The organism is Ehrlichia muris subsp. eauclairensis (assembly GCF_051097115.1).
GTDB classification, from domain to species: Bacteria; Pseudomonadota; Alphaproteobacteria; order Rickettsiales; family Anaplasmataceae; genus Ehrlichia; species Ehrlichia muris.
In genome coordinates this window covers 162,053-188,036 of record NZ_CP118226.1, presented here as the reverse complement: position 1 = coordinate 188,036, position 25,984 = coordinate 162,053, and the positions used below count along the sequence as shown (strand labels likewise).

The following is a 25,984-nucleotide window of genomic DNA, read 5'->3' as shown; positions in this document are numbered from 1 at the left end:
TAATTTACAATACTTTAACACTGTAATCATACCAATTAATATTTGATGTATATGCAAGAAATATATGGCTTATCACCCACCAAACAATTATTCTATTCATATATTGCATATGAAAAAATTTTCTTAGAAATTCTATATAAGTATAACAATAGCACTTATTACACTACATAATACTAAAACATACATATGTTGCTCTTCATAAACTTAAGTATAACAATTTAGTAATTCAAACCTATAGATGATTTGATTCATGCTAGCTACTATACTATTGTAGTATGTTTAATACACAAATCAGATACTTATCACTTTTTAATTCACTAATGACCATCTTATTTATTTTCAATAATAGTGTATAAAAAAACCTTGAACAATCTCGCGATCAGTACAACAATAAAATTTATTGCGTTATAGAATAACTAAGCCTACGTACAATCTCCATTCTACCAATCAAAGGTAATAATCTAGCAAGCTCTGGACCTGTAGATAAGCCAGTCAATGCTAACCGCAAAGGAACAAATAAATTTTTAGCCCTACGATCAGTATGCTGCTTTATATTAGAAATCCATGTGTTCCAAGTATTACCATGAACTTCCCCTTGAGGCAGCATATTTAGTGCTAACATTATAAAATCTTTATCATCTTCTCTAACAATAGGAACCATGTCTTTACTACAAACTTTTACCCATTGCTCAACATCAGAGAATTTCTTTATATTTCCACAAACAAAATGCCAAAAGTCTGAAGAAGTTATATTTAACAGTCGCAACCTATTTTCAACATCGTTAAAAGACATACTATGTAATACTTTAGGATTTAACTTTAATACATCATCCATATTAAATTTAGTCGGAGCCTGATTAAAAGCAGTAATATCAAAAGAATCTACCAATTCAATCATTCTTGTATGTACACTTACTGGATTAGAAGTCCCTATTTTAGCAAAATAACTATTAATAGCCATGGGTTCCAATTCATAAGATTGCATATCTTTTACACTAGAGCCACCAATCCTTTTAGATATTTTATTATCGTCAGAGTATAGTAAAGATAAATGCGAAAACATAGGGATACTAGCCCCTAAAGCATGTAACATGTGTATTTGAACTGCTGTATTACTTATATGATCTTCTCCTCGAATTATATGAGTAATATTAAAATCCATATCATCTATTATAGATGGCAACATGTAAGTATATGTTCCATCAGCCCTCCTAATAATTGGATCACTAATATTTTCTGAGTTAAATGATACTTTCCCACGTATTTCATCATTCCAACTTATTAATCGGTCTTGGCCTATTTTAAATCTAAAATACGGCACTCTTCGAAAATATTTATTCTTTTCTGCTTGAGTTAAATTTAATGCACTCCTATCATAGATAGGTGGTAACCCTGATTTTAACCTCATTTTTCTTTTAAACTCTAGCTCTTCCTTAGTTTCATAACAAGGATATATAAAGCCTTCCTTTAATAGATAGTTAAAGACATCTTCATAACGATCAAATCTAGAAGATTGCCTAAAACTAGAATCCCAATCCATATTTAACCATAGCAAATCACTCTCTATTTCTTTTATATACTCGTCTCTTGATCTTTGAACATCAGTATCATCAAACCTCAATAAAAATCTACCATTTTGTTTACGAGCATATAACCAACAGATTAAAGCTGTTCTAACATTCCCAACATGAAGATACCCTGTCGGACTTGGAGCAAAACGTGTAATCATAATCAAGATCTCCTAGTTTTCAATATTACACAATATTAATACCATGCATAAGAATTATGCTTTACTGACTTAATCAAGTAACTAATACTACTCAGATAATGCTATATATTAACCTAATATTCAATTGCTCAAAAAATTTATATAGTAGGAAATTAACGCTTAAAACTAAATATCACCTTGATAATCAAATTTTAGATAACATTGTCATATAGTTTTTCATATGGTCGTACATAAAAATCTTATCACTAGAACTACCAACTTTAAAAAGCACTTGCACTATTTTTAGGTTTACTAACTGCCATTTTAACCATATTATTAAATGTATAATAGTACATCATATAGTCTATATGCAATCTTTCATCATATATAAGTACCAAAAAAAAATTAATACTTTAGATAGCATAGTGTTTGTACAAGATAGATTTTCATTCATGGCATTTATATTCTCAGTTTTTTTTACACTCTATAATAAACTGTGGCTTTTATCATTCATCTCAGTTTCCGTATTTACTGGAATCTACCTAATGTATCACATACTAAATTTTATTAGTTTCCCCACTTATTTATCAATTAATCTGTTATACATGTTCTACATGGCGTTATCCTACCCTGATTGGTATCAAGCAAAATTAAAAAACATGGGATACAGGATACATGATATAATATTTGCAGAAAGCCTACTCTCTGCAAAACTAAAATTTAAAAGATAAACCCCACACACATGAGTTCATATTAATCATAAAACACTATACAAAACATATTCAATTGATAATACCAAGTTTATTAATTTTCTATGGGGCCAAAATCAATTCAACAATACATTTTTTAAAACCATAATATTATACAAGAAAACATCCGTGAAATTTTTTAGGCATATATTAACTTGGAGGATATAGCAAAAATATATAATTAAAAAAATATGTCTGTCTTTCTCATACATATATTTTAGAGATTTCAGTAACAAATATTTGAGAATATCTCTTCACCACTCAACAAAGCACTTTTTTCCTTGTGAATATAATAGATATACAACCAAAAAATTTCAATTCACAACATTTAACTAGAAGTATTATACCAAAAAGGTGTATCAATCAGTGGTGTACTAGATACAGCAAAGTTTTTCTTATGTATAATACCAGCATTATAAGCTATATGACCAGCTTCTACAGCATATTTGAAAGCACGGGACATATCTTGAGGAATAACAGACTTTGCAATAGCAGTATTAAGAAGTACAGCATCAAAGCCAATTTCCATTATCATGGCTGCATCAGATGGCCTACCTATACCAGCATCAGCTATAATTGTTATTTCCGGAAATCTATTCCTTAATAATTTTAAATTATACATATTAAGTACACCACATCCAGAGCCTATTGGAGCCACTCCTGGCATTAACACACGACATCCATAATTGATCAATTTCTTACAAATAACCAAATCATCTGTACAATAAGGAAATACCTCAAATCCCTGACTAATTAATTCTTTTGTTGCTTCACACAATAAGACTAAATCTGGGTATAGAGTATACTCATCCCCTATCAGCTCTAACTTAATCCAATTAGTGCCAAAAATCTCTCTCGCCATCTGAGACATTAATACCGCATCATTCACTGTACAACATCCAGCAGTATTAGGTAGAATATGACATCCACTTTTTTTGATTATATTCCAAAAATCACTACCACCATTTTCAGAGGGCATTTGCCTAGACAAGGAGACTGTCACCACCTCAGTACCAGAAAGCTGGATTGACTCGTATAAAATAGCAGGAGATGGATACATAGCAGAACCTAATAGTAATCTGCTTTTCAACGATATATCATACAAATTCAACATACATTCTAAATTCTTATTTAATACCAATAAATTTTTAACTCAGTGACATATATACTAAAATCAACCCACTATGTTTTTTAAGCAAAGCATACAGACATTCTACCACATCAAATCCTAACAACAGCAAATTTTAATTTATCCACCTTGCATAGGATACACTATATCAACAATATCTCCATTCTTTAAGTAGGTACTGTTATATTTATCTCTTACCACCAAACTTTTATTCACTGCTACAGCAAATGGTAAGTCAGTATTATAGCCACATTCATTTAAAATCTCACTGAGTGTCAGTTTTGACTTAAATAACATTTTTTTTTGATTAATCACAATAGTAATCAACACACTACCTATATTCAAATTTTCAAAAAATCTATTTCATAAGATACTTTATCATTAAATCATATTAAAGAAACATCATTTCAAAAACTTATAGTAGTATTTTTAGACTGCTATTTATTCAATGTTTAAATGGCATCACGACTTGATAATATAAATAAATTTTTTATTATACATAATAAGTTAATCTATTTATGCTATTAAAAATATAATTTTAAAAATAAATTAATTTATAGTATTAGATAATTCATATATACTTATGACGACAAACAATGTACCAAAGGAAACAAAGTTTTGAGAACCACAGCACACATTCAGAATCAAGGGATAAAATATTAGAAATATTATCAACCGACCCCTTAAATCTATTACTAGTTATAGTATCACAAATTTGTGATGTCACTATAACCGACAATGAGACCTATCGCTACTACAGTATTATACAATCTTATACCAACAAAGCCTATACAAAGATACAAGACAAGAAAGTAAAACTATTACTCAAACTATGGTTCAAGGAACTAATACACAAAATCTCAGGTAGAATAATAATCTTTCCTGAAGATCAAAAAATTATAGATAGAATGTTAAATAAATTATTTAATAAACTTAAGAACATAACCCCTAACCAACAAATCAAACACACACTTTTCAATAAATTCAGGGAAATAATCCTCAAGTCAGATGTAAACCTAGAATTAAAGGAATTTTTTCAATCACACGCAGTTAATATTTTAAATCTAACTACATATACAAGTGAAATAACAAGCGAAATAACATCAGCTATGAATAATCCAGATGCAACTTTATTAGTAGCATGCCATGGAATAACTAAAATGCATAGTAAAGATTACACTAATATACCAATATCTCAAAAAATCAGCTATCTATACCAACATATAATGAAAATACCACCTATAAACTTAAAAACAGCACTTAACCTGTTTCCTAAGCAACACATTGTTTTTTCAATACAGAACAAGCTTCTTTACAGAAGAATAGAATTAAAAAATCATCAAAATAAAACAGAGAAATTTTTAAGACACCAATATCCATGGTATTCCCTAACTAATAAGATTAATCAAATTATCCACACTTACATTATAAAACCAAGAATTATGAAAAAAATTGAGATTCTAAAACGAATAGAATATGCATTTACAGAAAGCGTAGCTTATGGCGATACTGTGTTTTTCTTCAAACAATTACAGGTAATACGTCAAGACACCAACATATCTTGGAACCCCTACTATAAAGATATCAAGATATTAGTCAGATCACTAAATGACATGACACCATGTACACAAAACATAATGACTACTAAAGAGTTTATTGGAAATATAAAGGTTTATACAGAATATGAACATGCTATACACCATATCAAAAACAATAAAAGAGAACAGATAATACCAGAGAACAATAAACCACATAAAAGCAATATTATTAAAAAAACAAAAAAAGTTCTAAAACACACCAAACACATTGCAAAAAAAACCACAAAATCACTCAAGAGCAAGATAAGAAAGATAATACACAACAAACCAAAAAACACACTTGAAACTCTTCCAACTCCCTCAACAAGTTTTATGTCCATTGATCCAACATCTTTTATAAAATCTACCCATACTCATCCCAACCCTAGTATTTACAAAAAAATGTAGCTATTAAATTGATTGTATAATCATACTATAAAGGTATATCTAAATGTTATATAATACGGTATAGATAACATTACTTATAATTCTTCAAAAGTCATATTTCCAACATTACTAGTAATAACCATAAATCTATAACTATATATCTACTATAAAACTCAATACAATATTCCTTCATCAAGAATACATTTAAGTCAGGATAGTAGAGATAACACAAAAAGTTTTTAATATTGCTTCCACTTCAATACAACAGTACAACATATTTTTTACACTGCATTCAAAATATTTAACACAGTATTTTTATAGTAATAAAACCAACCAACCATTGATAAGTTACTATAATAAAGTGCCATACATATAAGATTTATTCACATACTTCACAAAAATATTTAATTAAGTACTTGTTTCTACAATAATAAACATAGATAAACAACTGACAAAGTAAATTCTGATCAATAAATCAAACATCCCATATATAAACCTTACTTAAAAATGCAAAAGATCTAAGAAGTACTATTTATCATAACAACAGATGATAAAAAATAACAAAGTCCTTATATATGAATTTTATCTATATCAAATACAAAACACGTAAGAAGTACTCTTCTATATAAATAACAAACACTAATCTCCAAGTTATTGTAAGTAGAATAAAAGCTTCTACACATAAACTCTAGTACATACTAAAGTAAAAACATTCAAGATTTACCATAACAATAAAAAACAGCTAAACCTATGATCAAGTTCTTGTCAACAGAACCAAACATTTCTTATATATAAACTTTATCTATTGAATACTTTCTACACCTTGTATATCCGGAATATAATAATTCAACATATTATATATGCCTTCTTTCAAAGTAATTGAAGCACTTGGACATCCTGAACATGCTCCTCTTAATTTTACAAAAACAATACCATTACTATATCCTTTAAATTTTATATCCCCACCATCTTGCATAACAGCTGGTTTCACATAATTATCTATTAATTCTTTAATCTTCTTAACCATCTCAACATCTTTTTCATCGAAAAATTCTTCCATCTCTTCTTTATCAAAATCTAATATAGCATTACCTGGATTAAGCGTTAGAAAATCCATAATAACAGTTAGAACTTCTGGTTTCAGAACATCCCACTCAATATCACTAGATTTCGTTACCGATACAAAATCACCTCCAAAAAACACACCTCTTACATGTTCTATTTTAAACAACGCTGTTGCAAGAGGAGAACTTTCAGCTGTAACACTATCAACAAATTCACTAACTTTACCATTATTAACAGGAACACCTGGCATAAATTTTAAAGTATCAGGATTTGGAGTTTCCTCGATTTGTATAAACATAATAAACCATTTGCAAAAAAATACTTTTAACTTGTATAATATGGGCATACCTTACTTAAATCAAGTCATTTATATGTGGTTTATCTTTTTAGTAATATTCTCTATAATAGGCGTCATATTTGTATTACCAGTTATTGGATTGCTTATATTTCTAGTATTAAAAAGGAATAGCATAATCAGCATGAGTGAAATAATGACTTCCACTTTGAATAAGGTAATGAATGAAACAAATATGTATAGTAGTTTTAAAAGTACAAGTAGTAGCCTATCTAAGGAAGAAGCACTAGAAATACTAGGGTTAGAGAAAAATGCAAGTCAAGAACAAATCAACGCGGCTTATCATAAATTAATGAAATCTATGCATCCAGATAAGGGAGGATCACCTTACTTAGCACAAAAACTAAACGAAGCACGGGACACATTATTAAACTAATAAAACACACAGTAACATTACAAAACTCCTGGCAATATAAATAACTTCACTTTCTCTATAGTATCAACTTTATCTGATAACTCTCCTACTTAAAATCCACTTTCAACTACTACTACAGTATTAAAAATACATAATTAAATCAACATTTGAAATAGCAGAATTACATATAAAACTTATTTTTCAACTAATAAATAGTCTTTACTTATATGCCAACATACCGGTATATTACAGATCAACTATTCATCATATCAAAGAATTCATTGTTATCTTTAGTTATGGATAATTTATCTCTCAAGAATTCCATTGCTTCAACAGAACCCATTGATGATAACAACCTTCTTAATAACCACACCTTCTTTAAACATACATTATCTATTAACATATCTTCTTTTCTTGTACCAGATTTTGAAATGTCTATTGCTGGATATACTCTTTTATCAGATATTTTTCTATCTAATATTATTTCACAATTTCCTGTTCCCTTAAACTCTTCAAATATCACTTCATCCATTTTTGATCCAGTTTCAATCAGTGCTGTTGCTATTATTGTTAATGATCCTCCATTCTCTATATTTCTTGCTGCTCCAAAAAATCTTTTTGGTCTCTGCAAAGCATTAGAATCTACCCCACCAGTTAGTACTTTTCCTGAGGATGGTATCACTGAGTTATATGCTCTTGCTAATCTTGTAATTGAATCAAGCAATATCACAACATTCTTTTTATGTTCTACCATTCTTTTTGCCTTTTCAATCACAATTTCTGCAAGTTGTACATGTCTATACCCAGGCTCATCAAATGTAGAACTTACTACTTCACCTTTTACCGATCTACACATGTCTGTCACTTCTTCTGGTCTTTCACCTATAAGTAACACTATTAATTCTATATCTGGGTGATTTACAGATATTGAATGTGCTATTTGTTGCAATATTATTGTTTTTCCAGCTCTTGGTGGAGCAACTATCAGGGCCCTCTGTCCTTTACCTAAAGGAGCAACTATATCTATTACCCTCATGCTTATATCTTTTTTATGCAAGCTAATAGGATCATTACATTCTAATAATATTCTTTCTTCTGGATATAAAGGAATTAAATCATCAAAGTGCACATATCTTTGTAACTTTGCCATATCCGTAAAGTTTATGCTATGTGCTTTTACTAATGTAAAATATCTTTCTTTTTCGCTCGGAGCTCTTATTTCTCCACTTACTATATCACCTGTTCTTAAATTAAACTTTTTTATTTGTCCTGCAGAAATATATACATCATCACCACTTGCAGCATAATTTGCTTCAGGAGATCTTAAGAATCCAAAACCATCAGATAATATTTCTACTACCCCTCCTCCTATTGCTGCACCTCCATCACTGACTACTTTTTTCATTAATTGGAAGATTATCTCTTGTTTCAGCATTCTCCCATTACTTACTACTCCAAGATCTTCTGCTATTTTTAACAGATCTTCTATAGTTTTCTTCTTCAATTCACTTAAATCCAGTACTTTTACTTCCTGTACTGATTGATCATCTACTCTCCCTTCTATTATTTCCTCTTGTAGCTCTACTTTTACTACTTCACCCTCTTCTTTGTCTAATACAATATCTTCTGATTCCGACATAAAAACTCTCTCTATACTAAAATAAGTTAGGTTACTAATTGTTCAAGCATTTTATATAATCCTTACGTAACGTATAAATAAACAAACCTTTAACATTGTATATAGTACTTGAAACAAACTGATCAGTAACGGCAAACTTCCTACTCCAAGTATTTACATAGTAAATCTTGTACATATGGTGGCACGTTTGCTAAATTAGCATACTTTTTTATTTTGACAACACATAAATTATTTAATTGCAATAACCTTCAACTCTATTACATATCACTTACTATGAACTAACTAATGGTATGTTATACATAACGTACTACAAAAAAAACCTATATCATAGATACCCATTAACTAACACTACACAATATATCAGCACTTGCGTACCCACATAAACCTATAATATACCATTAGAAGCATTAAAAAATATACGACCATAAATATTACGTTATTGTAATATAGAGTCAACACCTAACTTTTCATTATATATAACATTTAAAAATATACAAACAAAAAACTAGTACTAAATTTTTATAATATTCTAAACTATTATCACATGTTTTAGTATAGGAAAAAATATTAATTGAAATTACTATTTGTCAGAAAATTATTATTCTGGTAGATTATATGGCCTATTATATAGATTGGATGAATATCTTATAGTTTATTAATCATTGTTTGACATATTTGTTAATGATAGACTTTCATTTATGGGGAGGGTTGTATTCTATTAATAATATCGTAATTCAATATGATTAACATTCAGATTTGGTGTTAAATATTCTATTATCAGAGTAACATAAAATCATGATCATAACTATTTAATAATTTACATTTATTTCTCAAGTGGTATAGATAAAGTCATGTATTGTTAAAAAAATTACCACCCATTAAGTTATAAGTAGGAGTTAAAATAATGGAACACAAAGACAATAGTGTAATGTATGGAACCACTATTTTATGTATTCGCAGAGACAATAACGTAATAATTGCAGGAGATGGACAGGTATCTTTAGGACATACTGTAATAAAAAATTCAGCAAAAAAAATAAAACGTTTAGCTAATGATACAGTAATCACAGGATTTGCAGGTGCAACAGCAGATGCTTTTACCTTATTTGAAAGATTAGAAAGTAAACTAGAGAAACACCCTGGACAACTGCTTCGCGCATGTGTAGAATTAGCAAAAGATTGGAGAATGGACAGGTATCTGCGTAGATTAGAGGCAATGATGATTGTTGCGGATAAATCAATATCTCTAATAATATCAGGCAACGGAGATGTTTTAGAACCAGAAAATGGGATTGCAGCTATTGGATCAGGAGGGAATTACGCATTAGCAGCAGCAAAAGCTTTATGCGAATCTAATGATCAATTCTCTCAAAATATGACTTTAGAGTACATAATTACTACTGCAATGAAAATAGCTTCGGAAATATGTATTTATACAAATAACAATATTATTATGGAAAAAATAGAGGATTCAAATGTTTGTCACACCAAATAATAAACTCAGATTAAATGATGAGATAGCAAATACAACAAATGCCATAAATGATGGACAAGCTGGTAACTCACTGCTAAAAAGCGACAATACCACTAGTACAGGAGCATGTGAAGATGGAACAAATTTAGACGACTCATACAGCTCTCAAGAACTAACTCCTCAACAAATTACACACGAATTAGACAGGTTTATTATAGGACAAGCAGATGCAAAACGTGCTGTAGCAATTGCTTTAAGAAATCGCTGGCGCCGTAATAGAGTACCTGAGCCCTTAAGAGAAGAGATTATCCCTAAAAACATTTTAATGATAGGGCATACAGGTATTGGTAAAACAGAAATAGCTCGTAGATTAGCAAAACTTGCAAAAGCACCTTTTATAAAAGTTGAAGCTACAAAATTTACTGAAATAGGATATGTAGGTAGAGATGTAGATTCTATCATACGTGACTTAGTTGATGTAGCTATTAGCCTAGTAAAAGAAAAATTTCGTAAAATTGTAGAAAAAAAAGCAAAAACTTTATCAGAAAATATGATTCTTGATGCATTGATTGGAGCTGATGCAAGTCAAGAAACAAAAACCATTTTCCAAAACAAGCTAAGAAATGGCGAATTTGAAAATTCCGAGATTTCAATATCTATCAAAGAAAATAAAAATGCAATCCCTTCAATTGACATTCCTAATATTCCAGGAAGTCAAGTTGGCATTATGAATATCAACGAAATTGTGCATAAAATGCTGGGAAATAACAAACAACTTAAAACCATAAAAGTTACTGTAAAAGAAGCAAGAGAACTGCTGATTAATGAAGAAAGTGAAAAATTAATGGATGAGGACAAGATAATAAAAGAAGCTCTACAACTAGCAAGCAATGATGGTATTGTGTTCTTAGATGAAATAGATAAAATTGCAGCTCGTACAGAAATCAGAGGAGAAGTTAACAGAGAAGGCGTACAAAGAGATCTTTTACCATTGCTTGAAGGAACAAGTGTAACAACAAAATATGGCACTATTACAACGGATCATATTTTATTCATAGCATCTGGAGCATTTCACCTGGCTAAGCCTTCTGATTTATTACCTGAACTGCAAGGACGTCTTCCTATACGAGTAGAGCTTAAACCGCTTAGCAAAGACGATTTAGTGCGAATTTTAACTGAACCAGAATCAAGTTTATTAAAGCAGTACTGCGCATTAATGAAAACTGAAAATATTACTATTGACTTTACTGATGAAGGAGTATCTACTATAGCGGAAATAGCATCCACAGTTAACAGAGAAGTTGAAAACATTGGAGCTCGTAGATTACACACTATTTTAGAAAAACTAATGGAAGATATCAGCTATACTGCAACAGAAAATAGTGGTAAAACATATGTCATCGATAGCGAATATGTCAAGAAGAAATTGGAAGATATTTCAAAGCAATTAGATTTATCAAAATTTATACTATAAGTCATGCATGAAAGATCAAAGTTTGTTAATCAAGTTTTTACTTCAGTAGCTTCTCGTTACGATTTAATGAACGATATAATGAGCTTTGGTCTGCACAGACTATGGAAAGACAGAGTAATTCAGAGCATCACCAGTGGTAGCTTACTTGATGTTGCCTCTGGTACTGGAGATATAGCTATAAAGGTAGCAAAAAACAAACGAAATGTAGATACAACAGTATGTGATATTAATCCTAAAATGTTAAATCATGGAAGAGACAATGCTATCAATGCAAACATATTAAATCTCAAATGGGTATGTGGTAATGCAGAACAACTACCATTTCCAGATAATAGTTTTGAATATTATACAATTTCCTTTGGAATACGTAACGTTTCCTATAGACATCTTGCATTAAACGAAGCATATAGGGTTCTTAAGCAAGGAGGAAAATTCATATGTTTAGAATTTTCTCCCTTAAAAGAAAGTCATCCTCTTTACAAATTGTATGACTTTTATTCATTCAATATTATCCCTAACATAGGACAAGTAGTAGCAAGAGATAAGACTGCATATCAATACTTAGTAGATAGTATAAGCAAATTTCCATATCAAGAAGATTTTGTACAAGAAATTGAAAACTCTAATTTTACCCAAATAAAATATACTAATTTATGTTTTGGTATAGTTACATTATATACTGCTTGGAAAATATAACTAATCTCAACTAAAGTTTTCTTTATAGATAATAGTTATCAAAAAGACATTATAGGAACTCTAATTTCATTAAGCTAGGATAGCATAATCTATGTTTCTACATACATTGCTTGAAAAATTATATTGATCTTAATATTAAAATTTTCCTTTACAGACAATGTCAGCTTAACAACCATCATAGAATAATACTGTTTTCATCATCAATGTAAATCCACACAAACCTTATACAACACACACTTGATACATTCAAACAATAATATAGTATTATATTAACTTATTATAACTATAAGTACTTATTATTCACGCTTCTGCAATCTGTGGAAACTTATTCAAAATAGCAATACTATATAGATAGGTGCATACTAAACCCGACTAAACACTCACTAATAAAAATTCTCAACCTACACACCAATACTCAAGTTCGACAATTTGATATACAAAAAACTTCCTTACACAGAGAAACCTACGTACTCCAATACAACTGCCATAGTTGTCGACTACAATAATGCTAGATATTTATACTAGCAAGTATATATATAGCCTACACAATCTTTGCAAAAATAGGTTCTGGTTTTGGTAAAGGTGTATTCACATTCACAGGTACAGAAAATTTACTAAAGTCACGATTACATTCTGGTAATCCAATTTGATCCAATATTTTGGATGATAACTTAGGCATTATAGGTTGTAACAGCAATCCTATACATTTAATATATTCAAGCAATTTATATAATACTGCTTTCATAACCCTAGGATCACTCTTAGATAATTTCCATGGTGCTCTCACTGTAATATATTCATTAGCCGTAGAAGATAATTGTTCTATAATATGTATCATCCCATTCAAGTTATAATGCATAACACAATCCCTAACTCTTCCAAGAATATCTTGATAATTTGGTAAAACTTCTTCATCATGTAACAAATCATTACTTATTATTGGTACAACTCCCCCACACTCTTTGTACAATAGAGAAATAGTCCTCTGTACAAGATTCCCTATATTATTTGCTAAATCATAATTTATACAATTAATAAGACTACTTCTTTTAAAATCTCCATCGTTCCCTATTGGCATTTCTTTAATTAAAAAATATCTCAATTGATCAACCCCAAATTGTTCTACCAAATCAAAAGGTCTTATAACATTACCTAACGATTTAGAGATTTTTTGTCCTTCATTAGTCCACCAACCATGAGTTAAGATTTTTTTAGGTAAAGGTAAGCCAGCTGCCATTAAAATAGCAGGCCAATACACAGCATGAAATCTCAATATATCTTTCCCAATAACTTGCAAAACAAAACTATTATCACCTGCCCAATAGGCTTGATAATCTTTATGGTTAATATCAGGGAACCCTAATACTGTCAGATAATTTGTTAAAGCATCAACCCATACATAAATCACATGTTTATCATCATTTGGTACTTTTATTCCCCATAAAACATTCTGCCTTGATATAGAAAGATCTTTCAACCCTGATTTAACAAATGACATAACCTCATTATACCGATACCTAGGAGTAACAAAATCAGGATTCTCTGCATAAAAACTTAACAATCTCTCTTGAAAATCTGATAGCCGAAAGAAATAGCTCGGCTCTTCTATCCATTCTACCTCAGCCCCTGTAGGAGCTTTACCATCAATTAATTCTTTTTCTTGATAAAACGTTTCATCTCTTACTGCATACCAACCAGAATAACTACCTAGATATATTGCCCCATTGTCACATAAACGCTGCCACAAAGCTATAACAGCTCTTTGATGTCTTACCTCTGTTGTACGAATAAAATCATCATAACTATAGTTCATAACATCAGCTAATTGTTTAAATACAGCACTCGTATTATCAGTAAAGTGTACCAATGACATATTACGTTCTCGAGCTGCTTTTTCTATTTTTTGTCCATGTTCATCTGTTCCAGTTACAAATTTCACATTACACCCATCAAGACGCATAAACCGCGCTATAATATCACATATCAAAGTTGTATAAACATGACCTACATGTGGAACATCATTAACATAATAAACAGGAGTAGTAATATATATATTCTTCATAAATCAGCATTATTGTTATCTTGTCTACTAGCAATTTATCATATAATTTTAGTTATATTAATTTAATATTTGCAAATACCACAAAAACATTACTTATAAAAACCATACATGGAATTATAACCCCTAACTAAATAATTCATGAACAATTTACACACAAGTAACCTACGGGAAATTAAACACTACAAGATTATACTGATACCAGACTATTTAAGGAATGACAGACATGATTCTATAAAAACTCATCATATAATAGATATTTATTTCATATAAACATCCTAAATATCTCCTATTTACTAGTAATTTACAAAAATACCTGAATATCAATAACTATATTTATAAACATTAGTTATGGATAATATCTCACATTATAGAATCAATATAATATTTATAAGAAATTGATATCAGGATTGATTATACTCCTTAAAGCAATATGTAACATAACTATGCAAGATCATAGATTATGACACTCCAAACAAAATTAAGTTTTTATATCAAATCCTTTTTATAATATTGTTCTATAATATTCATCACACAACAAAGAATTTAACTACATTAATACAAACTTTGCAAAATATAAAAAATCACTTATCATGTAAGATGATAGTCATACATTTCTAGCACACAATAATGAAGAGGACTTTAGTAAAAAAATTTGGAGGAACTTCCTTACAAGACATAAAGTGTATTAATCGAGTTGCAGAAATAATAAAACAAGATGTTAACAATAATTACAAAGTAGTAGTAGTAGTATCAGCTATGGGGAAATTTACTGATAACATCATTTCACAAATTAAACAAATCTCTGATGTGAAATCCCAATCTGAATGCTCCGAATATGACCTAATTATTTCTTCAGGAGAACAAATATCATGCGGACTATTATCACTAGCTCTTCAAAAAATAGGAATCAATGCACAATCATGGCTAGGATGGCAACTACCAATAGTAACAACTGAAGACCACACTAAAGCAAGAATTATAGATATCAACACACGCTCATTACAGGATTCCCTATCTAACAATGACGTTGCTATTGTTGCTGGATTTCAAGGGATGCACAAAAACAACAGAGTTACAACTTTAGGCAGAGGAGGATCTGATACCTCAGCTGTAGCAATTGCAGCAGCATTAGGTATAGATCTATGCTATATTTATACAGATGTAAATGGAATATATACAGCAGATCCCAATGTAGTACCAAAAGCACGTAAGTTAGATTACATTACATACGATGAAATGATAGAAATGTCCTCTCTTGGAGCCAAAGTATTACAAGTACGCTCAGTAGAGATAGCAATGAAATATAATATAAAATTGTGCATACTATCTACTTTCAATCCCGGAAAGGGAACAATATTATGTAAAAAAGGAGAACTACATATGGAAAGCCAATTAATTACTGGAATCACATGTAATAATAAGACAGCAAGTATTACATTAAAAGAGGTAAAAACACTATCTGGAATTACTACCGTATTTAACGCAATAGCAGAGAAAAACATCAACGTTGACATGATCATTCAAAACATGAATGACAATAATGCAAATGACATTACTTTCACAGTTTCAGAAGAGGACTTGCCAACAACAACAACATTCTTAACAGAAATTCAAACTGAGCTTATGTATCAGAATTTAATGATCAACTCTGAAGTTGCAAAGATCTCTATTATTGGAGTAGGTATGATTTCTCACTCCGGAGTAGCTTATAAGATGTTTCATACATTAACATCCAATAATATAAAAATACTAGCAGTTACTACTTCAGAAATCAAAATCAGTGTTTTAATATCGAGAAAAGACAGCCAACTTGCTACAATAGCTCTACATTCTACTTTTGGACTTGATAGCACAAAATCAGACCCGCATGCAATAAGCTAAACCTAAGATAGTTTACTATTTCAACAAGTTTAACGTAATACATAAATTAAAGTAATATAATTTTTAAAACATGGTTACTTATAGAATTAAATGACCATAAACACAACGTTTGCATTTTTCAAACTCTTTTAAATTTTGATACAACAAGCTCAGTTTGAATAAGAATCTTATTATATAGAACTCCCATATAATGACGATAAACATTAATCTTAAAACACATTTTTAGATCATGATGACAATTTTTTATTTGAGATTTTAGTCAATTATTTTACTGTTCTTAACATTTACATCGACAATACACTAATCTTCTAGTGCAAGCAAATAAATAATTCTTTAAGTTTCTTATATTACAAGACTCTTTAACTTTATAAACACAACATTACATATTAAAAATCGCGAAATCTAATACTTTGTAGAGAAATCTGAAAAATACTTGATCAATACAATGACAGATAGATTTGCAAGTACTGTAGCTTTTAGTTATAATTAACTTTATTCAGGTTATACTTCTTAAAAAGTAGTATAAAATTGTTGCATTTTGAGCATTAAAATGATAAGCAATTAATTATTAATAGTGTAACATTATGTTAAGATTTCTGGTCTTTTTTTTCTGTATATTTAATCCTTTTAGTACATTTGCAGCACCTGTACAGTGGCAGATGGGGTTTCAGGCTCCAGCAACAGAAATAATGGAATCGATTATAAGATCCCATAACTTTGTTATGTTTGTTATGTCAGTAGTAGCAGTTATTGTTTTTGCTGTAATGACGTATGCACTCATAAAGTTTAGGAAAAGATCAGGAGACAAAATTGTCTTTAACACTAAGAATTCTCATAACGCAGTTTTAGAAATATTGTGGACATTAATTCCTTTAGTAATCGTAGGATTTTTAACTATAAGTAATGTCAAATTAATTAGACATGAGCAGAAAATTCCTAATGTAGAAATGACATTAAAAGCAATCGGGTATCAGTGGTATTGGGGATACGTATATCCGGATTATAAAAATTTTGCTTTTGATAGTTATATGAAAGCAACAGATAGTTTGGAAAGTCAAGATCTGCGTTTACTTGAAGTAGATAACAGAATAGTAGTACCCATAAATACAAATATTCTGTTACAAGTTACAAGTGCAGACGTAATACATAGTTGGGCAGTACCAGCCTTAGGAGTAAAAATTGATGCAGTACCAGGCAGACTAAATGAAGCATGGTTTAATATTAAAACTCCAGGAACATATTATGGACAGTGTTCAGAACTTTGCGGCAGGCTACATGGATTTATGCCAATAGTGATAGTTGCTGTTGAAAAAGAACAATTTAATGAATGGATACAAGAAAAGACACTTGAATTATAGAGGTATGCATGAATAGTGAACATACACCGCAAGGAATAAAACGTTGGTTATTCTCAACAAATCACAAAGATATAGGCACACTATATATTATTTTTTCCATTATTGGGGGACTTGTAGGGGGCATATTATCTCTAGTATTGAGATTACAGCTCGCACATATTAACGTGCTAAACGATAATTATCAGTTATACAATGTTATCGTCACAGGTCATGCATTAATTATGGTATTTTTCATGATCATGCCAGCTTTAACTGGAGGATTTGGTAACTGGTTTGTACCATTACTTATAGGAGCTCCAGATATGGCATTTCCACGTCTTAACAATGTAAGCTTTTGGCTATTAGTTGCCTCATTAATTCTATTATGTACATCTGTATTGATAGGAGAAGGGGCAGGAACAGGATGGACACTATACCCTCCTTTATCATATATAGGATCTCATCCAAGTGCTTCTGTAGACATAGCAATATTTGCTATACATGTTGCTGGAGCTTCATCAATTGTAGGGGCTATAAACTTTATCGTCACAATATTTAACATGCGAGCTCATGGTATGACATTATTAAAGATGCCACTATTCGTTTGGACTATATTATTAACATCTTTTATGTTAATAGTTACAATCCCAGTTTTAGGTGGAGCAGTAACAATGTTATTAACAGACAGGAACTTTGGCACAAGCTTTTTTGACCCCGCTGGTGGAGGTGATCCTTTGCTCTTTCAACATTTATTTTGGTTTTTTGGGCACCCCGAAGTGTATGTTATCATATTTCCTGCATTTGGAATAATAAGTCAAATCGTATCTACTTTCTCTCATAAAGCAGTTTTTGGATATTTAGGCATGGTACTAGCACTAGTTGGCATTGCAGCAGTAGGTGGAGTAGTATGGGCACATCACATGTTTACTGTCGGTTTAAGTGCAGAAATTATGACATACTTCAGCGTTACCACTATGCTGATAGGCGTGCTAACAGGAGTCAAGGTATTTAGTTGGATCGCAACTATGTGGGGAGGACAGATAGAATTTAAAACTCCCATGCTATTTTCAATCGGGTTTATTTTTGTATTTGTAGTAGGGGGAATTACTGGTATTGTAATTTCACATGGTGGTATTGATAAAGCATTACATGATACATATTATGTAGTTGCACATTTCCATTATGTAATGTCAATTGCTGCATTGTTTGCAGCTTTTGCTGGCTTCTATTACTGGATAGGCAAAATGTCCGGCAAGCAATATAATGAACACCTTGGTAAGGTACATTTCTGGTTAACTTTTATTGGAACCAACATTACATTTTTACCTCAACACTTTTTAGGCATAGCAGGAATGCCAAGACGTATACCAGATTACCCAGATGCTTTTATCCCATGGAATTACATATCATCAGCAGGAGCATTTTTATCGTTTATATCAGCTTTATTCTTCGTTTACATAGTCATTGCAACATTAAGAAGTGGGAAAAAATGTCCTAGTAATCCATGGGGAGGAGATACACTAGAATGGACAATACCATCACCAGCACCTTTCCATACCTTTGAAGAAATACCAAAGGTTGATTAAGTATGAACCCTAATTGCAAAAATGTTAAACTGCAGATTATAAGTGAAATGTCAGATTATTGGGATCTACTAAAGCCAAAAATCATGTATTTAGTAGTTCTCACAGGAATTACAGGAATGTTCATTGCTCCAGGAAACATTCACCCTTTTATTGCTGTTATTAGTGCATTATGCATAGCACTAGGATCCGGTGCTGCAGGAGCAATAAACATGTGGTATGATAGTGATATAGATGCATTAATGGAGCGAACTAAAAATCGTCCTATACCTTCTGGAAGGATTGCAAAATCTAGTGCAATTGAGTTAGGGTTAGTATTATCCATTATCTCTGTAACAGTAATGATGATCGCTGTTAATTATACATCAGGAATATTATTAGCCATCAGTATAGCATTCTATACATTAGTATATACAATGTATCTTAAAAGAAGAACATCGCAAAATATAGTCATAGGAGGGATTGCAGGAGCACTTCCTCCAATCATTGGATGGACTTCTGTAACTAGTTCTATTTCTATAAAAAGTCTAATACTATTCCTAATTATATTCATGTGGACTCCTCCACACTTTTGGGCATTATCCTTACTAAATTATCAGGAATATGAAAAAGCTAAAATACCAATGCTACCTGTAACACACGGAATATTCGTTACTAAAGTTTATATACTCATATATAGTATTATACTATTTATTGTAACACTATTACCTGGAATATTTTTAAAGGACTACTTATTATATGAAACTTGCGCAATACCACTTGGTATTACATTTGTATTTCATGCTTTTAAAGTACTGACTTCAATCAACCACTATAAGTATAAAGCAATGTTTACTTACTCTATTGCTTACCTGTTTATTTTATTTATATGTATTATTCTTTCTAGTTTTTAGTATTTCTAAATTTCAATAGAGGTATTAGAAATAATCATAGAAAAATCATTTATTAAATCTCTAACTATAAGCAATTGGGAACTAGTCTTGTTTGTATATTTATTGACTGTCAACTTTACTTACTTGCAAAGGTTCTTTATACCAACCGGTATCCATACAACACTCTTTAAGCAAGGACATATATCTTGCATATGCAGCAACATCTCCTAAGGCTAAATATGCTTCACCAATTCTATATAAGCTCTCTGAATAATACTTTGTATCCTTATATTTATTCAATACTGTACTGAACCTTTTAATGGCAGCAACATACTCACCACGTTGCAAATAAAATTTACCTACTGAAAATTCCTTACCAGCAACATGTTGGTGAACAAGTTCTAATCTTTTCATAACCTCTTCTAAATACACAGAACTAGGGAAGAGATGTATAAACTCATTTAATAGCTCTAAAACTTTATGCACACTACTTTGATCACGATCTATATCACTAATCTGCATATAATTTGCCATTATTCTCAAATAATAAGCAAAATCTATATCTTTGCTATCAGGGTAAAGTTGAATATAATCATCAGCATAAATCTCAGCACGAGAATAATCACCAAGTTCATAATTCAAAAATGACATCATAAGGCGAGCCTTAATTGCAACAGGAGAAAACGGATAAAGATTATCGATTTCTTCAAGATCTTTTACTGCACTTTTATACTCCTTAGCACTAGCTTTTCTTAAGGCACTCTCATATATTTCATCTGCTGTTCGATCTCCCACAAATTTTTCTCCCTTTTTTATAAAAGAGCAATTTACCATCAAAAAACAACAGCATAACAAATAAATAGTATTCCTAATAACTTTAGAGTTATGCATATTTTATCACCTGTAAATATAAACTTGTAAATTATGTAAATACTTTATTGAAACATAAAGATGTATCCCAGACAAGCAATTTTTACGAATGCACTCACACATTTAAGTAGCAAAGCATATAATTTATTGACAACTCCCATATTGATACTAGAATGCATAAGTAACAAATTCAAATAAAGCATGTTAATGAACGTATTGGTAATTGGTTCTGGTGGGCGCGAACACTCAATGTTATATCACATTCGCAAATCTACATTGCTAAACAAGTTATTTATTGCCCCAGGACGTGAAGGAATGGCTGGGTTAGCAGATATAATAGATATAGATATCAATAATACAATAGAAGTCATTCAAACATGTAAAAAAGAAAAAATCGAACTAGTAGTTATTGGGCCAGAAGCTCCATTAATAAATGGGTTATCAGATGCGTTAACAGAAGAAGGTATATTAGTTTTTGGACCTTCCAAAGCAGCAGCTCGGCTTGAGTCTTCAAAAGGATTCACAAAAGAATTGTGTATGAGGTATGGTATTCCTACTGCAAAATATGGGTACTTTGTTGATGCAAATTCAGCTTATAAGTTTATTGGTAAGCACAAGTTACCTCTAGTAGTAAAAGCTGATGGGTTAGCACAGGGGAAAGGAACAATAATATGTCACACATATGAAGAGGCGTACGACGCTGTAGACGCTATGCTAGTCCACCATAAGTTCGGAGAAGCTGGTCATGCAATAGTCGTTGAAGAATTTCTTGATGGCAAGGAAATTAGTTTCTTTACACTGGTTGATGGATCCAATCCAGTCATTCTTGGAGTAGCACAAGATTATAAAACTATAGGCGATAACAATAAAGGACCTAACACTGGTGGCATGGGGTCATATTCTAAACCGAATATTATTACACAAGAAATGGAGCATATAATCATTCAGAAGATAGTATATCCAACTATCAAAGCAATGTTCAATATGAATATACAATTCAGAGGGTTACTATTTGCTGGTATTATAATTAAAAAGAATGAGCCAAAATTACTTGAATACAATGTGCGTTTTGGTGATCCTGAAACACAATCAATATTACCAAGATTAAATTCTGATTTTCTAAAGCTATTATCACTTACAGCTAAAGGTAAACTAGGAAATGAGTCAGTAGAGTTAAACAAAAAAGCTGCTTTATGCGTTGTAGTAGCTAGTCGTGGATATCCAGGTGAATATAAGAAAAATTCTATAATTAATGGAATAGAAAACATTGAAAAGCTACCTAATATTCAACTCTTACATGCAGGTACAAGAAGAGAAGGAAATAACTGGGTGTCAGATTCTGGAAGGGTAATCAATGTTGTAGCACAAGGTGAAAATCTAGCTACTGCAAAACACCAAGCTTATGCTGCATTAGACTTATTAGATTGGCCAGATGGAATTTACAGATACGATATAGGATCATGCGCACTTTAATGTTTCCATTTACTATAAATTCCAACAGTGAATAAGTTTTTGTTTATCTCAAGTTACTAAAAGTGCTAATAGTTGCTCTCCAAAGCATAGGCAGACAACTAAGTTCGGTATATAACTTGGTAGTTTCTGCTTATTACAAATCAAAACTCATGTTGCATTCCATATTTTATAGCTATAAACACCAGTATATACTTCTTGATAAATATACATACATAAAACTTTTTACATAACATAAATTACACTTAAACATTTTTATTTCACTCTATATGATTCCCACTAGTAAAATAAAAAGTTCACGCTGATATCATTTTAAGTACTAAAATCTCAATAAATAATTCTTAAAACATGAAAGATAAAAAGTGCTTCTATATACAATAGCCCTTTTTTAACAATTTAACATAACATTCCACCTCATTACAAAATATTTTTCATACCAGATTCTAAGAGTTCTAAGAAAATAAAATTCAAACTTTCCAATAAATTGAGTTGCAATACTATAAATTTTAAGCCAAATTGATATTGACAATCAATACCATTCTTGGTACATTAATTTATTCATCTACTGCTTGGTATTAAAATGTCGTTTATCTCTGAAGTCTTTGCAGCAACAACAGCACCTGCTTCGGGAATAGGTAGTTCAATCGCAGGATTAATTCCTTTGGTGTTAATTTTTTGTGTTTTCTACTTTTTTATAATTAGGCCTCAACAAAAAAAGATTAAAGAGCATAACAAGTTGCTAGATAATATAAAAAAAGGTGATAAAGTTGTTATTTCTAGTGGTATATTGGGATCAGTCGCAAAAATTGATTCAGCAAATGGATATCTTTTTGTAGAAATATCAGAAGGGGTTGAAATTAAAGTACTAAGGTCTTCAATATCTGAAGTACTAAATAAAAATAATAAGTCTACTTCAAGTGCAGGACTATCGTCTTCAGTGTCCAGCAGTTAATATATGTCTTTCACTGGCATTTGTTTTATAAGATTTTAATGTATCCTATTTTATAGTTTTATATGTAGGAGAAGATGTACTTGTATATTAAGTCTGTGCGAATCAATCAAAGTACTTAACTAGGTAATACAATAAAGACAAAAACTCTACCTAAGTTTCTAGCATTATAAGAACATCATATTCGCATAGGCATAATAATATAAGTGAAGTCATCTATATTCTCTTCTTCCTGTATTAAGACAGATGTACTAGCATCATAAAATGATAAAAGACACTTTCCCTTAATACAATACAAAGCTTCCATTAAATATCTTGCATTTAACCCAATAATCATATCTTCTCCAGAGTAATCAACTTCTAACTCTTCTCTAGCATCCCCTTGATCTGAAGAAGCAGCACTAAGTATAAGCTTATTATCAACAAATCGTAATTTTATGACCTTCACCTTATCAAAAACTACTACAGATACCCTATCTATTGCATTAGACAATATTTCAGACTCAATCAATACATTTTTATCATAAGATCTAGGAATAATAGAATTATAATCCGGGAAAGTGCCATCTATGACTTTAGATATTAAAATATATTCTTTATACTCAAAACAAATCTTTCTATCTGACAAACTAATTGATATTAAATCATTACCACTACCATGACTTACTATCTTCAAAATCTCATTAACTGTTTTCTTTGGAACTATAATACCAAAACTTGATAATACACTATTAGATTTACATTTAGCTAATGATAATCTATGACCATCTGTAGCAGCACAACATAAGATATTATCAGATGTATGAACATACAATCCATTCAAGTTAAATCTACTTTCCTCCATAGAAATTGCAAATTTAGTTTTTCCAAACAAATTCGCTAACTCAGAAACCTGTAGAATAAACTTATTTTGTAATTCATTGTTTTCAATAACAGGAAATTTTTCTATATCAACTACAGGAAGGAAAAACTCTGTACGACCACACTCTATAATCAGTCTCCCATCTTCACCAATAACAAATTTGATTTCAATATCATTAGGTAATTTTTTTACAATATCATAAAGAAGTTGAGCAGAAACCACTACAACCCCATTCACATTTACATGAGCAGTAATGGAAGCAATTATTGAGATATCAAGATCTGTAGACATTAATTTAATTTCCTGATCCTTGACTTCTATTCTTACACACGACAAAACAACAATACTATGACGTTTTTCTACAATACTATTAATGTAAGACAAAGCCTGCAGGAGCTTATCTTTGCTAACAAAAAAGCTTAACTGAATACCATCAACCATACATTTCTATCAATCTAACCCATTGTGATGTTATACAAATTAAATGTAAACAAGTCAAGGTATGGATCATGTTACTATCATGGCAAGCACTAAATATGTTACCTCATTCTAATAATCAAGCCTAACTTTTCATTGAAAGAATTTCAAAATAAGACTTCCTAATTCTTACTCAACTATCACACTGCTTTTATAATGGAAAACAAATAACATTCAGTCCTATAACAATAACTCAGATTCTTATACTACTCGCATGACTAAGATAAATAGTACACCAATACAATAAATCAAACCCTTGCGAAGAGAAGCTCAAAACAAGAATACCACAACACCTGGTTAGCTGCACACAACAACAACTTTAATATAAGATAAAATTCCAAAATCCAGTACTTCATAGCTCAGATTACTCCATACTATGATGCATGACTAAATATATCAACATTATCCCAACCCAATAAATCAAGCTGAGCTCTTGTGGGAAGAAATTGAAAACAAGAAGCTGCTAATTCTTGTTTATTTTCACGCTGTAACATAGCATCCAGTTTATTTTTTAATGCATGCAAATAGATAACATCCGATGCTGCATAATTCAATTGCTCAGATGTCAAAGTCTCTCTTCCCCAGTCAGATGATTGTTGCATTTTATTAAGCTTTACATTCAATAATTCATAACACAGCTCTTTCAATCCATGATGATCTGTATATGTCCTGACCAACTTTGAGGCTATTTTAGTACAATAACACGGTACAGCCCATATACCAAGATAATAACGTATTATGGCAACATCAAAACGAGCAAAATGAAAAATCTTAGTTATACTTGAATCTGAAAGAATACTTACCAAATTAGGTGCTTGATAATTATCTGAAAATTTAACTAAGTGCACATCACCATCACTATCACATAATTGAACTACACACAACTTATCCCGCCTGCATACTAAGCCCATAGTTTCAGTATCAACAGCAATAGTACCTTCAAATTTTAACCCATTAGGCAAATCACAATCATGTACAAATACAGGCACGTAAACTTCCTCCACCTTATAATA

21 protein-coding genes are annotated in these 25,984 nt (G+C 30.8%); 12 read left to right on the top strand and 9 right to left on the bottom strand.

Going from position 1 to position 25,984, the window contains the following annotated elements:
• Window positions 1–397: 397 nt before the first annotated feature.
• Window positions 398–1,735 (bottom strand): glutamate--tRNA ligase, encoded by a 1,338-nt coding sequence (gene gltX / locus PVA18_RS00795; RefSeq protein ID WP_180384227.1) that lies wholly within the window; start codon window positions 1,733–1,735, stop codon window positions 398–400.
• Window positions 1,736–2,076: 341 nt separating this feature from the next.
• Here gltX and PVA18_RS00790 point away from each other — a divergent pair, with 341 nt between their 5' ends.
• A complete protein-coding gene (locus PVA18_RS00790; protein ID WP_082058913.1) occupies window positions 2,077–2,439 on the top strand; it encodes an Erum7620/ECH_0207 family putative T1SS effector in 363 nt (120 codons plus the stop codon).
• Between the two features lie 346 nt (window positions 2,440–2,785).
• Here the strand turns inward: PVA18_RS00790 and PVA18_RS00785 are convergent, their stop codons facing one another.
• Together PVA18_RS00785 and thiS are read right to left on the bottom strand one after the other, a co-directional pair.
• The gene (locus PVA18_RS00785) at window positions 2,786–3,571 is read right to left on the bottom strand and encodes a thiazole synthase (protein WP_045804907.1); all 786 of its coding nucleotides are present in this window, start codon (window positions 3,569–3,571) and stop codon (window positions 2,786–2,788) included.
• A 135-nt stretch (window positions 3,572–3,706) separates the two neighbouring features.
• Entirely contained in the window at window positions 3,707–3,916 is a 210-nt protein-coding gene (gene thiS, locus PVA18_RS00780) for a sulfur carrier protein ThiS (protein WP_231568509.1), read from the bottom strand.
• Window positions 3,917–4,182: 266 nt separating this feature from the next.
• Between thiS and PVA18_RS00775 the strand changes: the two genes are divergently transcribed.
• Window positions 4,183–5,571: a hypothetical protein gene (locus PVA18_RS00775; RefSeq protein ID WP_045804908.1), complete on the top strand. Its 1,389-nt coding sequence runs from the start codon at window positions 4,183–4,185 to the stop codon at window positions 5,569–5,571.
• 781 nt (window positions 5,572–6,352) lie between these two features.
• On the opposite strand, the gene PVA18_RS00770 is transcribed toward PVA18_RS00775, so the two are convergent.
• Window positions 6,353–6,913, bottom strand: a complete 561-nt coding sequence (locus tag PVA18_RS00770; RefSeq protein WP_045804909.1) for a NifU family protein — start codon at window positions 6,911–6,913, stop codon at window positions 6,353–6,355.
• 73 nt (window positions 6,914–6,986) lie between these two features.
• On the opposite strand from PVA18_RS00770, the gene PVA18_RS00765 reads away from it, so the two are divergent.
• Entirely contained in the window at window positions 6,987–7,346 is a 360-nt protein-coding gene (locus PVA18_RS00765; protein WP_231568510.1) for a J domain-containing protein, read from the top strand.
• A gap of 232 nt (window positions 7,347–7,578) precedes the next feature.
• Here PVA18_RS00765 and rho read toward each other — a convergent pair whose 3' ends face one another.
• Window positions 7,579–8,964 (bottom strand): transcription termination factor Rho, encoded by a 1,386-nt coding sequence (rho, locus tag PVA18_RS00760; RefSeq protein WP_045805121.1) that lies wholly within the window; start codon window positions 8,962–8,964, stop codon window positions 7,579–7,581.
• 904 nt (window positions 8,965–9,868) lie between these two features.
• Here rho and hslV point away from each other — a divergent pair.
• Genes hslV through ubiE form a run of 3 tightly spaced genes read left to right on the top strand, consistent with a single transcriptional unit; the run spans window position 9,869 to window position 12,608 of the window.
• A complete protein-coding gene (gene hslV, locus PVA18_RS00755) occupies window positions 9,869–10,459 on the top strand; it encodes an ATP-dependent protease subunit HslV (RefSeq protein ID WP_045805122.1) in 591 nt (196 codons plus the stop codon).
• Entirely contained in the window at window positions 10,440–11,912 is a 1,473-nt protein-coding gene (hslU, locus tag PVA18_RS00750; protein ID WP_045805123.1) for an ATP-dependent protease ATPase subunit HslU, read from the top strand. Before hslV ends, hslU begins: the two co-directional genes overlap by 20 nt.
• 3 nt (window positions 11,913–11,915) lie before the next feature.
• Window positions 11,916–12,608 carry a bifunctional demethylmenaquinone methyltransferase/2-methoxy-6-polyprenyl-1,4-benzoquinol methylase UbiE gene (ubiE, locus tag PVA18_RS00745; protein WP_045805124.1) on the top strand — a complete coding sequence of 231 codons (693 nt, stop codon included), beginning with the start codon at window positions 11,916–11,918 and terminating at the stop codon, window positions 12,606–12,608.
• Window positions 12,609–13,149: 541 nt separating this feature from the next.
• Here the strand turns inward: ubiE and metG are convergent.
• The gene (gene metG, locus PVA18_RS00740; protein WP_045805125.1) at window positions 13,150–14,670 is read right to left on the bottom strand and encodes a methionine--tRNA ligase; all 1,521 of its coding nucleotides are present in this window, start codon (window positions 14,668–14,670) and stop codon (window positions 13,150–13,152) included.
• A gap of 627 nt (window positions 14,671–15,297) precedes the next feature.
• Between metG and PVA18_RS00735 the strand changes: the two genes are divergently transcribed.
• The 4 genes from PVA18_RS00735 (at window position 15,298) to cyoE (ending at window position 20,364) form a co-directional block, all read left to right on the top strand.
• A complete protein-coding gene (locus PVA18_RS00735) occupies window positions 15,298–16,551 on the top strand; it encodes an aspartate kinase (RefSeq protein ID WP_045805126.1) in 1,254 nt (417 codons plus the stop codon).
• A gap of 584 nt (window positions 16,552–17,135) precedes the next feature.
• Window positions 17,136–17,909: a cytochrome c oxidase subunit II gene (coxB, locus tag PVA18_RS00730; RefSeq protein WP_045805127.1), complete on the top strand. Its 774-nt coding sequence runs from the start codon at window positions 17,136–17,138 to the stop codon at window positions 17,907–17,909.
• An 8-nt stretch (window positions 17,910–17,917) separates the two neighbouring features.
• Window positions 17,918–19,474 (top strand): cytochrome c oxidase subunit I, encoded by a 1,557-nt coding sequence (gene ctaD, locus PVA18_RS00725; RefSeq protein ID WP_045805128.1) that lies wholly within the window; start codon window positions 17,918–17,920, stop codon window positions 19,472–19,474.
• Between the two features lie 2 nt (window positions 19,475–19,476).
• Window positions 19,477–20,364 (top strand): heme o synthase, encoded by an 888-nt coding sequence (cyoE, locus tag PVA18_RS00720; protein WP_045805129.1) that lies wholly within the window; start codon window positions 19,477–19,479, stop codon window positions 20,362–20,364.
• Between the two features lie 99 nt (window positions 20,365–20,463).
• Here the strand turns inward: cyoE and PVA18_RS00715 are convergent, their stop codons facing one another.
• On the bottom strand, window positions 20,464–21,177 hold the full coding sequence (locus tag PVA18_RS00715; protein WP_434431855.1) for an outer membrane protein assembly factor BamD: 714 nt from the start codon (window positions 21,175–21,177) through the stop codon (window positions 20,464–20,466).
• 243 nt (window positions 21,178–21,420) lie between these two features.
• Here PVA18_RS00715 and purD point away from each other — a divergent pair, with 243 nt between their 5' ends.
• Window positions 21,421–22,686 (top strand): phosphoribosylamine--glycine ligase, encoded by a 1,266-nt coding sequence (gene purD, locus PVA18_RS00710; protein WP_045805131.1) that lies wholly within the window; start codon window positions 21,421–21,423, stop codon window positions 22,684–22,686.
• A 577-nt stretch (window positions 22,687–23,263) separates the two neighbouring features.
• Window positions 23,264–23,635 (top strand): preprotein translocase subunit YajC, encoded by a 372-nt coding sequence (yajC, locus tag PVA18_RS00705; RefSeq protein ID WP_045805132.1) that lies wholly within the window; start codon window positions 23,264–23,266, stop codon window positions 23,633–23,635.
• A 175-nt stretch (window positions 23,636–23,810) separates the two neighbouring features.
• Here yajC and dnaN read toward each other — a convergent pair whose 3' ends face one another.
• Window positions 23,811–24,935, bottom strand: coding sequence for a DNA polymerase III subunit beta (gene dnaN, locus PVA18_RS00700; RefSeq protein ID WP_045805133.1), 1,125 nt, complete (start codon window positions 24,933–24,935; stop codon window positions 23,811–23,813).
• 410 nt (window positions 24,936–25,345) lie between these two features.
• A complete protein-coding gene (locus PVA18_RS00695; protein ID WP_045805134.1) occupies window positions 25,346–25,960 on the bottom strand; it encodes a ribonuclease D in 615 nt (204 codons plus the stop codon).
• Window positions 25,961–25,984: the final 24 nt, after the last annotated feature.

What these genes read in the sequence shown, in the direction of transcription:
- dnaN (WP_045805133.1), bottom strand. Translation starts at nt 24,935, where the DNA reads ATGGTTGATGGTATTCAGTTAAGCTTTTTTGTTAGCAAAGATAAGCTC.
- coxB (WP_045805127.1), top strand. Translation starts at nt 17,136, where the DNA reads ATGTTAAGATTTCTGGTCTTTTTTTTCTGTATATTTAATCCTTTTAGT.
- PVA18_RS00715 (WP_434431855.1), bottom strand. Translation starts at nt 21,177, where the DNA reads ATGGTAAATTGCTCTTTTATAAAAAAGGGAGAAAAATTTGTGGGAGAT.
- hslV (WP_045805122.1), top strand. Translation starts at nt 9,869, where the DNA reads ATGGAACACAAAGACAATAGTGTAATGTATGGAACCACTATTTTATGT.
- PVA18_RS00785 (WP_045804907.1), bottom strand. Translation starts at nt 3,571, where the DNA reads ATGTTGAATTTGTATGATATATCGTTGAAAAGCAGATTACTATTAGGT.
- ubiE (WP_045805124.1), top strand. Translation starts at nt 11,916, where the DNA reads ATGCATGAAAGATCAAAGTTTGTTAATCAAGTTTTTACTTCAGTAGCT.
- PVA18_RS00735 (WP_045805126.1), top strand. Translation starts at nt 15,298, where the DNA reads ATGAAGAGGACTTTAGTAAAAAAATTTGGAGGAACTTCCTTACAAGAC.
- yajC (WP_045805132.1), top strand. Translation starts at nt 23,264, where the DNA reads ATGTCGTTTATCTCTGAAGTCTTTGCAGCAACAACAGCACCTGCTTCG.
- cyoE (WP_045805129.1), top strand. Translation starts at nt 19,477, where the DNA reads ATGAACCCTAATTGCAAAAATGTTAAACTGCAGATTATAAGTGAAATG.
- purD (WP_045805131.1), top strand. Translation starts at nt 21,421, where the DNA reads ATGAACGTATTGGTAATTGGTTCTGGTGGGCGCGAACACTCAATGTTA.
- metG (WP_045805125.1), bottom strand. Translation starts at nt 14,670, where the DNA reads ATGAAGAATATATATATTACTACTCCTGTTTATTATGTTAATGATGTT.
- PVA18_RS00790 (WP_082058913.1), top strand. Translation starts at nt 2,077, where the DNA reads ATGCAATCTTTCATCATATATAAGTACCAAAAAAAAATTAATACTTTA.
- PVA18_RS00770 (WP_045804909.1), bottom strand. Translation starts at nt 6,913, where the DNA reads ATGTTTATACAAATCGAGGAAACTCCAAATCCTGATACTTTAAAATTT.
- PVA18_RS00765 (WP_231568510.1), top strand. Translation starts at nt 6,987, where the DNA reads ATGTGGTTTATCTTTTTAGTAATATTCTCTATAATAGGCGTCATATTT.
- rho (WP_045805121.1), bottom strand. Translation starts at nt 8,964, where the DNA reads ATGTCGGAATCAGAAGATATTGTATTAGACAAAGAAGAGGGTGAAGTA.
- hslU (WP_045805123.1), top strand. Translation starts at nt 10,440, where the DNA reads ATGTTTGTCACACCAAATAATAAACTCAGATTAAATGATGAGATAGCA.
- ctaD (WP_045805128.1), top strand. Translation starts at nt 17,918, where the DNA reads ATGAATAGTGAACATACACCGCAAGGAATAAAACGTTGGTTATTCTCA.
- PVA18_RS00775 (WP_045804908.1), top strand. Translation starts at nt 4,183, where the DNA reads ATGTACCAAAGGAAACAAAGTTTTGAGAACCACAGCACACATTCAGAA.